Here is a 13,457-nt window from a genome sequence, read left to right as displayed (position 1 = left end):
AACTCATCTCCCCCTTGATGACGTGCCGTGACCGGCTCCGTCGATGATCATGACGTCCGTGCGCGGGTGCTCCGCCGCGGCCGCCATCGTGCTTTCGGGCTCCGGCCGTAGCGCGCTCGAGACCGCGACGCCGACGATGAACCAGAGCAGGATGCCGTACTGCGTGATGAACGCGACGGCGAACAGTCCGGGCAGTTGCGCGATGATGGCCACGGATGCCGGCGACATGCGCCCGGCCCGCAGGGCGACCACCACTGCGCCGAGGTAGACCGTGAACAGTGCCGCGGTCGGAAGATATCCGTAGCGCAGCAGCAGTGAGATGAACGCGTTGTCCGTCGACGCGGTGAACGAACCGAGGTAGGTGTCGCCGACGACGAGGTCCTCCCAGCCGGATGCGCCGCCGATCAACTGGACCTGGCTGAGCAGGACGGTCAGGCTGCCGCGGTAGTCCGCGCTGCCCCCCGCTTCGCTCCCGGCGTCGAGGAACACGGTGTCGAGGAACGGGACGAGGATGAACAAGCCGACGGCCAGCAGACCCGCCGTCACCCATCGGATCGAGGTTCCGACGCCGCGGAGCACGAGGATCGAGAGGACGACCGTCAGGACGAAGGTGATGATCCCGATCCGGCTGAACGTGAAGACGACGGCGACACCGATGACGACGAGCCCGACGGCCTTGACCCACGTCGACATGCGGGTGGCCAGGACGAACGCGGCCGACATGGCCAGCGCCCCACCCAGTGCGATGGAGTGTCCGAAGGCTCCCTCCGCTCGCAGGAAGCCGGCTCGCGGCTGCAGGGTTCCCCAGGTCGCCTGGAGCGGTCCGTGACCGGGGATACCGATGAAGAGGTTGGACCCGGTCAGGAACTCGATCACGGCGAGGACGCCGACGGCGACGGCGGCACCGGCGATCCAACCCGCGATCGGCCGGGATCCGATGCGTTCGTAGATGATGCGTCCCCAGAAGTACGGGAGGACGAGTTCGAGGACGCCCGACACGAGGTAGGACAGGTCGACCTGTTTCGCCGCGAACAGCAGGACGATCACACCGACGAAGAGCAGCATGAGCGCATCCGGGGCGGCGAGTCGGAACCGCCCGCTGTGCAGGACGACGAACCCGAGCGTCAAGAGGGTGACCGCGGACAGGAAGAACCCGAGGTTCACACCGACCCAGATCGGGAGGAAGAAGACCGCGACGACCCAGATCGCGAGGCTCAGCCGCGGCGCCCGAGCAAGGAACATGGCCGCGATACCCGCCGCGAGGAGAGCGGTGAGCGCGGCCATCATCATCAGACCGTCCGTCATCCGCATCCACCTCCCCTCAGCGCGGGTCGGCCCGCGGCATGCGTCGGTGCATGCCGGCGGGCCGACATCATCGTCATTCGATCGGCGCGACCCGGAAGTCGTCGAAGGACACGGTCATCGCGCTCGTCGAGGACGACGCACGGTTGGCGCGCAGACCCACCGCGGCTGCAGCCTGCAGATCGCTCGTCGTGTCACTGGTGACGAGCTGCCATGCCGACGGCTCGGTGGCGCCCTTCCTCCACAGCTTCGCGCGAAGTTCCGTCGTGCCACTCGCTCCGGTGGACTCCACCTTCATCGAGAAGCTGTCGCCGGCGGCGTACGTCAGGCCCGTTGCGCTGATCGTCTGCAGCACGGTCGAGCCGCGCTGGGCGACGAGGTAGACCCTGCCGTCCGTACGGAGCCAGGCATTCACGACGTAGTAGCTGCTGCCGGAGTTGCGCGGGACGATGCCGACATAGCCGGAACCGGTGGACGAGGCGACGTCGATCGTGAAATCGGTCGACGCGGTGAAGTTCCGCAGCGGCGTCTGCGTGAGCAGCGCTGTCCGCGTGCCACCCGCGGCGAGCGCGAATCGCCCCGTCCCGCCGCTGACACTCGCCGCGGATGCCGACCCGCCGCTGATCGTCCATGCGCCACCGACGTCGGCCGTGCCCCAACCGCCTGTCGCGGTGCGCTCGAACGCATCGCGGGCGAGGACGTCGGCGGGCGCCGCAGCGGTGACGGTCACGGTCTTCTTCGCGGAGTGCGTCGCGCCCTTGTCGTCGGTGACCGTGAGGGTCACCTCGTAGTCACCCGCGGCGGCGTAGGTGTGCGATGCGGTCGCGCCCGTCGAATCCTGCGACGAGTCGCCCCACTTCCACGAGTACGACGCGATCGACCCGTCGGCATCCGTCGATCCCGAGCCGTTCACCGACAGGGTGAGGTCGGATGCCGCGGTCGTGAAGCTCGCGACGGGCGCCTGGTTCGGTGCGGGTGCCGTCACGGTCACGGTCTTGGTCACGGCGTGCGTGGCGCCGTCGTCGTCGGTGACGGTCAGGGTGACCTGCTTGTCGCCCGCCGACGCGTAGGTGTGCGACGCTGTCGCCCCGCTCGACGCCGGCGAGCCGTCTCCCCAACTCCAGGAGTACGAGGCGATCGACCCGTCCGCGTCCGTCGACGCCGACCCGTCCACTGAGGCGGCGAGGCCGGATGTCGAGGACGTGAAGCTCGCCACAGGCGCCTGGTTCGGAGCGGGGGCGGCCTGCGTGTCGCGCACCGCGAGGTCGTCGAAGCGGACCGTGCCCGGTGCCGTCGCGGAACCGGCCGTCGCGTAGTGCAGGATCGGCCCACCGGCCGCCTGCAGCCCCGCCGTCGAATCCGTCGTCTCGAGCTGCCAGGCCGTCGGCTCCGTCGTGCCCTGCTTCCACACCTTCGCCTTGATGGACGTCGGGCTGGCACCCGTGACGTCGACGCGGAGCGAGAAGGAGTCGCCGGCGGCCCATGTGAGCCCGCTCACCGCCTTGGAGGTGATGACGGTGCTGCCCCGCTGCGCGACGAGCCAGACGGCTCCCGTGTCGCGGTGCCAGACGCGCACGTTGTAGAAGTTCGACCCGTTTCGTCGTGCACCCAGCCCCACGTAGCCCGCCGTCGAGGGACCGTTCGTCAGCGTGTAGCCGACCCGGCTCTCGGAGTCGCGCAGGGCGGCTCCCAGGGCGAGCGTCCGCGTCTGACCGGCCGCGATCGTCAGCTGACCCTTGCCGTCCTGCACCGATGCGCCCGAGGTCGAGCTGCTGGCGAAGGTCCACGCGCCCCCGGTGTCAGCGGTGCCCCATCCGGACGCCACCGTGCGACCGAAGGCATCCGCCGCGGCGTACGCTGGCGCGGGCGTGGATGCGACGGTGACCGTCTTGTCCACGGTGGACGTGGATCCGAGGCTGTCGGTCACCGTGAGTGTGACGGTGTACTCGCCGTCCTCCTCGTACTCGTGCGTCGCCGTGGCGCCGCTCGAGTGGGCCGAGCCGTCCCCCCAGTTCCAGTCGTAGGACAGGGTGGCGTCGTCGGAGGCCGACGAACCCGCGGCATCCGTCGTCACCGTGCGCTCGTCGGTCTCGGAGGTGAACGCCGCCACGGGTGCCGCGTGGGTCACGGTCACGTTCTCCGTGTGCTCCGTCGAGCCACCGCGACCGTCGGTCACCGTCAGCGTGACGGCGTAGGTCCCGGCCGCTGCGTAGCGGTGCGAGGCGGTCGCCCCGGTCGCGGTGGCGTCGTCACCGAAGTCCCACTCGTAGCTGAGCGTGTCGCCGTCGGGGTCGGTGGCGGTGCCGGTGACGTCGACGCTCAGGCCGCTCGCCTCAGCAGCGATGTCCAGATCGCGCGGTGCCGCGTTCGGCGGCTGCTGCCCCGACCCGATGATGAAGTGGTCCGACACCTGGGCCGCAGTGAGCGCGGTCGGGTACACGGCGGCCTCGTCGAGCGAACCCGTCCAGTAGGTCGCACCCTCCCAGCCCGAGTCGCCACCGATGCGCCAGTATCCGCTGTAATTCTGGGCAGTCGCGATGTCGTTCTGGTCGACCAGCTGGCCGTCCAGGTAGAGACGCATACCGGCGGACGACTGCGTGGCCACGACGTGGTGCCACTCGCCGTCGTTGAACCCCGGACCGCTCTGGATGATGCCGGCCCATCCGTTCCACACGCCGAACTTGATCGCTCCGTCACCGCTCATGTAGACGTGGCGGTCGTAACTTCCGCTTTCGCCCGTGCGGCTGCTGCCGAAGCCGATCAGCTTGCCACCGTCGGTGCTCGTCGTCTTGAACCACGTCTCCATCGAGTACGTGGTCGGGTTGAAGACCTGCTTGTCGCCCGTGACGCCGGTCTGCCCGTTGGGGCTCAGCGTGATCGAGGAGCCCGCGCCGGTGGCGAGCGCGCTCGGAGCTCCCTTGGTCACCCCACCGAAGTAAGTACCCGGGTAGATGTAACCCGCACCGCTCGAATCCGCCGCGGCGGAACCGGACGTCTCATCGAGGCGCCAGTAGACCGACGGGTTGAGCGCGTAGACGGACTTGCCGTACGTGTCGGACGGTGCCGCAGCGGGCGTCGTCCCGCGGCCGCTCGCGGCGTAGTGGCGAGCCACGGCGTCGAGGCTCAGCGCCGTCGGGTAGACCGCGACGTCGGCGATGGTGCCCGACAGGTAGTTGCTGCTGCCACGGTTGGGCCACCCGCCGGTGTTGTCGCCACCGACCTTCCAGTAGCCGTTGTACCCCTGCGCGGACGTGATGTCCGATCGGCCGCCGACGAGGGCGCCATCGACGTAGAGCCGCATCCCGGCGGGCGACAGGCTGGCCACCACGTGGTGCCAGGCGCCGTCGTTGTAGCCGGGCCCGCTCTCGAGCGTCTGGACGCTGTTCGGGTACACGCCGAACGTCAACCGACCATCGTTGCTGAGGTAGACGTGCCGGTCGTAGCTGCCGGAGGTCCCGCCGGCGTTGTTCCCGAATCCGACGATCTTGCCGCCGGACGTGCTGGTGGTCTTGAACCAAGCCTCCACGGAGAAGGTGTTCGGGCCCGCCTCGGACGTGGCGGTCGAGGCGAAGGAGCTGTCCCCGCCGGCGAACTGCGTCGCCTTCGTGGGCGTGGCCTGGTTCTGTCCCGTGACGCCGCGCGTCGCGCCGTTCACGGTGAGGTCGTCGCTCCCGGCCCAGTCGAAGCCGGCGGTGCCGGAGTCCTCGCCCAGGGGCCAGTAGTGGGTCGCGCTGTCCTCGATGACCGTCGTGGCGTACGCCGACGCGGATGCGGACGTGATCGTGACGGTCGCGGGAGAGCTCTGGACGGTGTTGCCGTTGCCGTCGCGAGCCACCACCGTGTAGGTGTAGGTCTGCCCGGCGACGACGTCGGTGTCCTTCATCACGATGCCCGGTCGCTGCCACCACGTCGAGGCGACGGTGGTCGTCGCGACGGGGGTGGAGCGTCCGCTGCGGCGGAGCTCGTAGGTGAGGTTCATGTCGTCGCGGTCCCAGTTCGCCTGGATCTGCACGCGGGCCTCGCCAGCCGCGATCGATCGCGCGCTCGGCGTCCAGCTCGCAGTCGCGATGCGCGGACCCTGCTTGGCGCCCGTCGACGGCTTCGTCGAGAAGCGCACGATGCCCTGGTACCGCTGGTTGTTGACGCTGCCGAACTCACCGGCGACGGAGATGTAGTCGCCGGTTCCCGTGATCGAGAGGCCCGCCTGCCCGAGCCCGGAGGTGCTGCCCACGGTGAAGTCGGGGTACCAGGCGTACGCGGACGGGGACGGCGTTCCCGCCCAGTTCTTGTAGATCGAGCTCTCGCTCGGTGTCCGAGGCAGCGTGCCGCGGGCATCGGCGGTGTAGGCCTCGATGTAGCGGTACTGCCGCTTGGGCTGCTCGGGCCAGAGGCCCACCGTGTCGCACTCGTGGGTGTGGCTCGTCGAGTAGACGACCTTGCCCGTCGACCAGACACCGTAGTGGTCACCGTGGCAGTCCGCGAGCCAGCGGAGGTTTCCCGCGCCGGCGTCAACCGCGAAGGTGCCTTCGATGTTGCCGGTGGCCACGTCAGCGTAGGTCCAGCCGGTGCCGTAGACACCACCAGCATCCGTGGCGAGCGTGAAGATGCCGCTCTTCCCGGCGTTGCCGCCCTCAGCCCACCCGTTCTTGATGACAGACGTCACGGCCCAGGGTACGGTCGCACCCGTCGCGGGGTCGAGCGCGCCGATGCCGCGCTGCTCGCCACCGACGCCGTTGACGGTGTAGAAGCGACCGCCGATGATCACTTTCTGGTTGCCCGGCTCCATGACCATCGCGTCGACCTGGAGGTCGGTGGTGGGCGCCCAGGACATCAATGCGCCGTTGCTCGCGCTGAAGGCGGCGAGGTTGGCGCGCGCGACGCCGTTGCCCTGCGTGAAGCGGCCGCCGACGTAGACGGTGCTGCCCGTCGCGGCGACGGCGTAGACGCCGGTCCCGCCGACCGACGGAGCGAATCCGGGCACGAGAGCGCCTGTCGTGGCGTCGAGGGCGGCGAAGTTGAAGCGGGTCGAGCCGTTGACGGAGTTGAAGGACCCGCCGATGTAGATCCGGCTGCCGTCGGGCGAGGCGGTGATGGCCTTGATGACACCGTTGACCTGCGGGGCGAACGGCTTCAAGGCGCCCGTGGTGATGTCGTAGGCGAGGATGTTGGACCGCGGCGTCAGGCTCGTGCCGGGAGCGGCGAGCGGTGCCCGGGCGTTCGTGAACGAACCCGCGGCGTAGACCGTGTTGCCGACCATCGTCTGCGCCCACACGTAACCGTCGTCGATCTGCACCGTCGGGAGCGCGTCGGCGGTGGCGACGTCGGCGTCGCGCTGCAGGAGCGGAGCCGGGTCGGGCGAGAGGGGTTCCGCGGCGTGGGCGGCCGGCGACACTGCCAGCATCCCGGTACCGATCAGCACCGCAGCCGCGAGGATGCTCACGGCGCGCGTCAGCTTCGACGGCTTCCGAGTCGTTGCGTTGTGGATCATCAGTCCGTCTTTCCCGAGAATTCGGCGACGGGCTCCCCGGCCGAGTAGTTGACGCTCACGGTCACGGAGCGATCCGCCGCCGGGTCGAGCATGAAGACATACGAACCGGAGGCGGAGTCGCCCGGCTCGAGGTCGCCGGCGAGAGGTGTGTTGGGCCCGGCGGTGGTGCCGATGCCGTACTCGCCGTCGGCGGCGGTGAGGGTGACGACCGCGGAGTCGAGGTCGGCCGTCTCGCGCGAGTCGTTGCGCGCGGTGAGCTTCACGACCACAGCGGGGCCGGACACCTCGCCCGGGGTCGCCGCCGTCACAGAGGTGGCCGAGACCGAGTCCAGTTCGATCACCAGACCCGTCGACAGTTCGATCGGCTCGTCGATCGGGCCGGTCTCGACCTCGGCGGCGGGAGCCTTCGTCGGCGCATCCGCCTCGACGGACGGCGTCGGTGCCGGCGCATCCGGGTCGATCGGCGTGGGAGAAGGACTCTCCGACTCCTGTACGGCGATCGGCCGTACCGCCGCCTCTACGGCGCTGCAGCCGGCGAGCAGCACCATCCCCGAGAGCGCGATAAGCGTCCCCCATCGCAGCCGGCGTATGCCACGCCCAGCATCAATCGTCCCCACGCGGATCCGACCCCCAAAGTCGTTTCTCGTTCCCCAACGAGAGATCCCGCCCCCAGCAGGATCGTGCACAACATACGTCCCCCCGCTCTTCAGCGCAAGTGCGATCTTCGCGGGCGCTCCGCGGCGGCCTCGTATGATGACCCCGGGGGGCGACGATGCGAGTCATGTTCGATGCGTTCTGGTGGAGCCGGGGACCCGGGGCGAACCGGACCGTGCAGCGGGAGTTCATCCGCACCTGGGCCGAGGTGTTCCCCGGCGACGAGCTCGTCCTCGCGCTGCGACGGGATGCCGACGCCTCGGACGTCCCCGCGGGGGCCGAGGTCGTGCGCACGAGGCTCTGGCCGCACGCCGTCTCGAACCGCTGGGAGCTCCTGCGGCTGTCCCGCGCCGCCCGCGCCGACGTGAGCGTCGTGCACAACTACGCTCCCCGGTCGGGACGCTCCGTCGTGTTCGTCCACGACGCGATGTTCCACGACAACCCCGAGTGGTTCTCGCGCCGCGAGCGGCTGTACTTCGCCCCCATGCTGCCGTGGGCCCGCCGCGCCGCGGTGGTGTCGACGTCGACCGAGACCGAGGCCCGCCGGATCGCGCGCCTCGCGCCGCGCCTCGCGCCGATCGCGGTGGGGCTGGGGGTGCCCACGGCTCTGACGGATGCCGCTCCGCGCCGCCCGCGCGCCGTCCCGGAGGGCGCGGAGTTCGCCGTCACGGTCGGGCGGTTGAACGTCCGCAAGAACCTCGCCGCGGTCATCGACGGCGCCCGTCTCGCCGCCTCGGTCACGCCGCGGACGCCGCTGTACATCGTCGGCGGCTCCGCCCACTCCGGGGTGAGCACGGAACTGCCCGAGGGGCTCCGCACAGCCGTCGCCGAGGGACGCGTCGTGTTCCTCGGCTCCCTCGACGACGATGAGGTCGCCTGGCTCTACACGCACGCGGCCCTGGCGATCAATCTGAGCCTCGACGAGGGGTTCGGGCTTCCCGCCGTGGAGGCGGCGTGGTTCGGTGCGCCGCTCCTCGTCAGCGACATCCCCGTCTTCCGCGAGACCGTCGGCACCTACGCCCGCTTCGTGTCGCCGACGGCGACCGCCGGGGACGTCGCGGCCGCGATCGACGGCGCCTGGGGGGGACGAGCGGATGCCGCGGCCCGCGACGCGGTCGTCGCCCGACACACGTGGCGGTCGGCCGTCGAGCGCCTGCGCGACGCGGCCCGCAGCCGCTAGCCGCGGCCCTTCGCGGGTGCGCCGGCGAGGGCGCGTCGTCCGTCGCGGATGCCGCGTGCGAGGGCGCGCCATGGACGGATGGAGCGCAGCTGCGCCCGTCCGCCCTGCATCAGGATCAGCCACGACACCCGGAGGGTCGCCCGCGACCACCTCCGGACCGTCTCCGCGTCGCCGTGCTTGGCGGCGTAGAGGAGTCGGTTCCGGATGTTGAAGTAGTAGTACGTCTCCGACTTCGCACGTCCCCGCACGGCGTCGAGGTGGGTCTGGCCCTCGTCGTGGACCGCGGTGACGGGGAGGGTGCGCAACGAACCGCCGAGATCCAGCACACGCCGCGAGAGGTCGACGTCCTCCCAGTACAGGAAGTACTCCTCGTCGAATCCGCCGACCCGCGACCAGAGCTCCGCGGACATCGCGAAGCAGGCGCCGGTCGCCCACTCGTGGCGGGGCCTTCCGGCCCGTTCGGCGCGGCGCCGGGCGCCGGCGATCGACCCGTCGTCGAGGTAGAGGTCGCTGCCGCCGAACCACACGCCGCCCCCTCCGTCGAGGATCGTCGGCGAGACGAGCGCGAGCCGGTCGTCGGCGGCCGCCTGCACGAGTTGCGCCAGGCTCTCGCGGTCGATCGTGGCGTCGGGGTTGAGCGCGACGACGACCTCGGCGCCGCGTTCGAGCGCGAGAGCCGCACCGGCGTTCGTCCCGCCGCCGAACCCGGCGTTGCGTTCGAGCAGCACCGGTACCCAGCCGTGGCGCCGGCAGGCCACGTCGATGCGCGCGCGTTCGTCCGTCGAACTGAAGCAGTCGACCACGACGACGAATCCGTCCCCGGGCGGCTGCACCGTCGCGGCGTTCGGCTCGAGGATCGCGCTGGCGCCGTAGTTCACGATCACCACCGCCGCGCGGGGTGTCACGGCGCCGGAGCCCCAGCGGCCGGAACGGCGGGCTCGTCGGGGGTCGCGACGTCGAGCGCGCGGATCTCGCGGTGCCACTTCACGGCGGCCGCGGCGAGGAAGACCGCGTTCGCGACGAGCAGCAGCGTGTAGGCGGCCAGGAAGAGCGGCGGGGCACCCCACAGCACGAACACGAGGCACAGCAGACCGAAGTCGGTCGGCACGAGGACGAGCGAGCGCAGCGCCGTGCCGCCGCCGCGGGCGTGCGTCGACGGGACGCCCTTCTTGCCTTTGAGCAGGTCGTTGAGCAGCATCCCGAAGAAGGTCACGACCGCCACGACGCAGTAGGCCAGTGGCACCACGAGCCACAGGGTGTCGCGTGCGTCGGTGTGCCACCACAGCGCGACGAGGACGCACAGGTGGAGGGATGCCGTCTTGAAGGCGTCCACGAAGTGGTCGAGCCACTCCCCGGCGAGGCTGCCCCCGCCGCGCAGACGGGCGAGCTGACCGTCGGCCGAATCCCACGCGTAGCCGAGGACCAGGAGCGCCGCGACGAGGCATCCGGTCCACCACTGCGCGGGCGCGACCACCAGCAGGACGAGCGCGCCGAAGGTGTGCAGCGCGCTGATGCCGGTCGCACCGTCGGGAGTGATCCCCCACTGGTGCGCGGCGGCGGCCAGGGCCCTGCCGATGCGCCGGTTGATGTACACCGAGTACGCCGGCGCGCCCCGTGCGTGGCCCTTCTGCGCCGCGGCCAGCCGACCGTACGAGTCCCCGAATGCGCTCATCGCTGTATGCTCCGTCCCCCGACTAGATGCATCGTCCCCGGTCTGAGCATAAGGGATGCGTCAACCTGCCAGACTGTCGGCTATGTCGACCGGTGACCGCCCGCGCGTGATGCAGTCCTTCGGCGCCCCCCGGCCCACATCCAACCCGTACGTCCACATGCTGGACGCCGCCCTGGCCGCCGACCCCGGGCTGGAGCACCTGCGCTTCGACCGGCGGACGGCCCTGTTCGGCCGCTACGACGCCCTGCACTTCCACTGGCCCGAGACGCTCTTCGGCGGCGCGACCCCGCTCAAGCGATTGGTCCGGCGGCTCTTCGGAACCGTGCTGATCGCACGCCTGCGCCTCACGCGGGTGGCGATCGTCCGCACGCTCCACAACGTGGAGTTGCCCGACGTCGACTCGCGATGGGAGCGTCTGTTGCTGCGCTGGGTCGACCGCCGCGCGGACTTCCACATCCGTCTCAACGAGTCCACGCCGGTGCGCGCGGGCGTCCCGTCCGTCGTCATCCCCCACGGGCACTACCGCGACTGGTTCGCCGACGTCGATCCCGTTCCGGCGGAGCCGCGCATGCTCGGGTTCGTAGGGCTGGTCCGCCGGTACAAGGGCGTCGAATCGCTCATCGCCGCCTTCCGCGCGACCGCGGCGGGGCTCGCCGACTGGAGGCTCCGGATCTCCGGCAACCCGTCGAACCGCGAGCTCGCCGACGAGATCCGCACGCTGGCATCCGCCGACGACCGGATCTCGCTCGACCTCCGCTACCTGTCCGAGGAGGACTTCGCGCGCGCGGTCATGTCGACCGTCGGCATCGTCCTGCCGTACCGGTTCATGCATAACTCGGGAACGGCGCTCGCGGCGCTCTCGCTCGGCCGCCCCGTGCTCGTCCCGCGCAACGAGGTCAACACGGCGCTCGCCGACGAGGTCGGGCCGGGCTGGGTCTCGATGTTCGACGGCGACCTCACCGCCGGCGACCTCGAGGAGTTCGCGCAGACCGCGGCGACACCGCCCGCAACCGGGCCGGACCTCGACGATCGCGGCTGGTCACTCGTCGGCATCCGTCATCGCGAGGCCTACCTCCGCGCCATCCGCTCCCGGCGGAGCGGAGCGTGAGCGGGACGGCGTCGTTCGTCCTGATCGCGGTGCCGTCCTACCGGCGGCCCGAGCGCCTCGGCAGGCTGCTCGCGGCGCTCGGCGGTCACCGCGACGACGTGGCGCCCCTGCGCGTCGAGGTCCTCGTCATCGACAACGACCCCGAGGGCAGCGCGGCCGGTGTCGCGGATGCCGCGAAGGCGGCGTACGTGCCCGAGCCGCGTCCCGGGCTCGCCGCCGTCCGCAACCGTGCGATCGACGAGGCCCTCTCCCGCGGCGCGGACGCCCTCGTCTTCATCGACGACGACGAGGTCCCCGAGCCGGGCTGGCTGCGGACCCTCGTCGCACCGTGGGCGGCGGGCGAGGCGGACCTGGTGTCGGGCCGCGTGGAATCGACCTTCGACTCCACGCCGTCCGAGTGGATCACGGCGGGCGGGTTCTTCCGGCGCGTGCGGTTCGCCGATGGTGAGCGGATGCCGGTGGCTCCGACCAACAACCTCCTGATCAGCTGCGCGATCCTCCGGGCCACCGGCATCCGCTTCGATGAGGGCTTCGGTCGTACGGGCGGTGAGGACATCCACTTCACGTCCGCGCTCCACCGTCGCGGCGCGCGGATCCTCGCGGCACCGGACGCCCTCGTCATCGATCACGTCCCCGACGAGCGTGCGACGGCGTCGTGGGTCCTGCGGCGAGCCTTCCGCGTGGGCACGACGACCGCCCGCGGTGACATCGTCCTGACGGGCGGCGCCGCTCGCCGCCTGACCCGCCGCGTCCGGTGGGTCCTCGTCGGCACCGCCCGAGCGCTGGCGGGCGCCGGCCGATGGCTCGTCGGCGCCGTCTCCCGATCGGTCTCGCACCGCGCCCGCGGTGCACGGCTCATCGCCCGCGGGGCGGGGATGGCCGCGGGCGGCGCGGGATTCCGTTACCTCGAGTACCGGCCGCGGAACGAGTCGTGACGCCCCACGTCGCCGTGGTGTAGTCTCCCCCCATCGGGCTTTGGGGGCCCGGTTCGAGTTGGGGCTCGATCTGTCTGCTTGCTGGGGAGCTTGCGATGACTGTGCGTATCGGTTACGCCGCGGGGGCGTTCGACCTGTTCCACGTGGGACACCTGAACATCCTTCGGCATGCCAGGGACAACTGCGATCTGCTCATCGCCGGGGTGGTCAGCGACGAGATGCTGCACCAGGTGAAGGGTGTCGATCCGTTCATCCCGACGTCGGAGCGCGCCGACATCGTGCGCGGCATCCGCTTCGTCGACCACGTCCACATCGAGACGGTACCGAACAAGCTCGACGTGTGGCGGGAGGTCGGGTTCACTCACTTCTTCAAGGGTGACGACTGGCGCGGCACCGAGAAGGGCGACCGCCTCGAGCGCGAGTTCGCGGAGGTCGGCGTCGAGGTCGTCTACTTCCCGTACACCGTCCACACCTCGAGCACGCAGCTGCGTCGTGCGCTCGAGGTCGCCTCTTCCGATCGCGAGCTCGTCCGTTCCGAGTCGGCGTGAGCGTGGCAGCGTCTGACGACGCTGCATCCTCGACGGGGCCCGACGACATCATCGAGCTCTTCGTCGGACAGGTCATCGCTCTGTTCCCGCTCCGGATGAAGAGCGGGCAGATCCCGGGCCGGCCGCAGCCGACCGTGCGGCGGATCTTCCCGCGCTCCCCCGAGCCCGGCACCCCCGTGGACGGCGGTCCGCCGATGCGGGCGCGCACGTACTCGCTGTTCGTCGATGCGCCCGGTCACGGCATCCTGACCGTCGGTGACCATCGCGTCGAGGTCGTCATCCTGCCGCTCGACGTGTCGACACCGCGCCAGGCGACGGTGTTCCGCATCTCCGCCATCGCCGGTCGGACGATCGACGTCACCGGCGTCGTGATCCAGCCGCCGACGGATGCCGCGGGCTGAGAGACGTCCGACCCGAACGGACGACGAGAGCCGCACCCCGGTGGAGGGGATGCGGCTCTCGGCCTAAATCCTGCGGGTCAGCGACCGCCGCGGCGGCCGGCGCCGTTCTGGCGCACGACCGAGCCGACGGTGAGCGACCCGCCCCCGGTGGCGCGACGGCCGGTGCGGC

At 70.8% G+C, this 13,457-nt stretch carries 10 protein-coding genes; 5 read left to right on the top strand and 5 right to left on the bottom strand.

Annotated features, from left to right (window positions below):
• Positions 1 to 3 precede the first annotated feature (3 nt).
• From NH287_RS06950 to NH287_RS06940, 3 genes are all read right to left on the bottom strand, one after another.
• Positions 4 to 1,305, bottom strand: coding sequence for a hypothetical protein (locus tag NH287_RS06950; protein WP_253034997.1), 1,302 nt, complete (start codon positions 1,303 to 1,305; stop codon positions 4 to 6).
• Between the two features lie 73 nt (positions 1,306 to 1,378).
• On the bottom strand, positions 1,379 to 6,790 hold the full coding sequence (locus NH287_RS06945; protein ID WP_253034996.1) for a PKD domain-containing protein: 5,412 nt from the start codon (positions 6,788 to 6,790) through the stop codon (positions 1,379 to 1,381).
• Positions 6,790 to 7,338: a hypothetical protein gene (locus NH287_RS06940; RefSeq protein WP_253034995.1), complete on the bottom strand. Its 549-nt coding sequence runs from the start codon at positions 7,336 to 7,338 to the stop codon at positions 6,790 to 6,792. The genes NH287_RS06945 and NH287_RS06940 overlap by 1 nt, the downstream gene beginning before the upstream one ends.
• Positions 7,339 to 7,571: 233 nt before the next feature.
• Here NH287_RS06940 and NH287_RS06935 point away from each other — a divergent pair, with 233 nt between their 5' ends.
• Entirely contained in the window at positions 7,572 to 8,624 is a 1,053-nt protein-coding gene (locus NH287_RS06935) for a glycosyltransferase (RefSeq protein WP_253034994.1), read from the top strand.
• On the opposite strand, the gene NH287_RS06930 is transcribed toward NH287_RS06935, so the two are convergent.
• Together NH287_RS06930 and NH287_RS06925 are read right to left on the bottom strand one after the other, a co-directional pair.
• Positions 8,621 to 9,529 (bottom strand): glycosyltransferase family 2 protein, encoded by a 909-nt coding sequence (locus NH287_RS06930; protein ID WP_253034993.1) that lies wholly within the window; start codon positions 9,527 to 9,529, stop codon positions 8,621 to 8,623. The two genes, NH287_RS06935 and NH287_RS06930, sit on opposite strands and share 4 nt — an antisense overlap.
• Positions 9,526 to 10,296, bottom strand: coding sequence for a CDP-alcohol phosphatidyltransferase family protein (locus NH287_RS06925; RefSeq protein WP_253034992.1), 771 nt, complete (start codon positions 10,294 to 10,296; stop codon positions 9,526 to 9,528). The genes NH287_RS06930 and NH287_RS06925 overlap by 4 nt, the downstream gene beginning before the upstream one ends.
• An 82-nt stretch (positions 10,297 to 10,378) precedes the next feature.
• Between NH287_RS06925 and NH287_RS06920 the strand changes: the two genes are divergently transcribed.
• The 4 genes from NH287_RS06920 to NH287_RS06905 all read left to right on the top strand — a co-directional run bounded on the left by NH287_RS06920 (position 10,379) and on the right by NH287_RS06905 (position 13,288).
• Positions 10,379 to 11,404 carry a glycosyltransferase gene (locus NH287_RS06920; protein WP_253034991.1) on the top strand — a complete coding sequence of 342 codons (1,026 nt, stop codon included), beginning with the start codon at positions 10,379 to 10,381 and terminating at the stop codon, positions 11,402 to 11,404.
• Positions 11,401 to 12,339, top strand: a complete 939-nt coding sequence (locus tag NH287_RS06915) for a glycosyltransferase (protein WP_253034990.1) — start codon at positions 11,401 to 11,403, stop codon at positions 12,337 to 12,339. Before NH287_RS06920 ends, NH287_RS06915 begins: the two co-directional genes overlap by 4 nt.
• A gap of 95 nt (positions 12,340 to 12,434) precedes the next feature.
• On the top strand, positions 12,435 to 12,887 hold the full coding sequence (locus NH287_RS06910) for an adenylyltransferase/cytidyltransferase family protein (protein ID WP_253034989.1): 453 nt from the start codon (positions 12,435 to 12,437) through the stop codon (positions 12,885 to 12,887).
• Between the two features lie 2 nt (positions 12,888 to 12,889).
• Positions 12,890 to 13,288, top strand: coding sequence for a hypothetical protein (locus NH287_RS06905; RefSeq protein WP_253034988.1), 399 nt, complete (start codon positions 12,890 to 12,892; stop codon positions 13,286 to 13,288).
• Positions 13,289 to 13,457 lie beyond the last annotated feature (169 nt).

The sequence above is a fragment of the Microbacterium sp. CnD16-F genome (genome assembly GCF_024124465.1).
Taxonomy (GTDB): Bacteria; Actinomycetota; Actinomycetes; order Actinomycetales; family Microbacteriaceae; genus Microbacterium; species Microbacterium gawkjiense.
This window is presented reverse-complemented; position numbering and strand designations above follow the sequence as displayed.

Excerpts from the sequence above, each read along its gene's own strand:
- NH287_RS06920 (WP_253034991.1), top strand. The coding sequence starts at position 10,379 with ATGTCGACCGGTGACCGCCCGCGCGTGATGCAGTCCTTCGGCGCCCCC.
- NH287_RS06945 (WP_253034996.1), bottom strand. The coding sequence starts at position 6,790 with ATGATCCACAACGCAACGACTCGGAAGCCGTCGAAGCTGACGCGCGCC.
- NH287_RS06925 (WP_253034992.1), bottom strand. The coding sequence starts at position 10,296 with ATGAGCGCATTCGGGGACTCGTACGGTCGGCTGGCCGCGGCGCAGAAG.
- NH287_RS06940 (WP_253034995.1), bottom strand. The coding sequence starts at position 7,338 with ATGGTGCTGCTCGCCGGCTGCAGCGCCGTAGAGGCGGCGGTACGGCCG.
- NH287_RS06935 (WP_253034994.1), top strand. The coding sequence starts at position 7,572 with ATGTTCGATGCGTTCTGGTGGAGCCGGGGACCCGGGGCGAACCGGACC.
- NH287_RS06950 (WP_253034997.1), bottom strand. The coding sequence starts at position 1,305 with ATGACGGACGGTCTGATGATGATGGCCGCGCTCACCGCTCTCCTCGCG.
- NH287_RS06910 (WP_253034989.1), top strand. The coding sequence starts at position 12,435 with ATGACTGTGCGTATCGGTTACGCCGCGGGGGCGTTCGACCTGTTCCAC.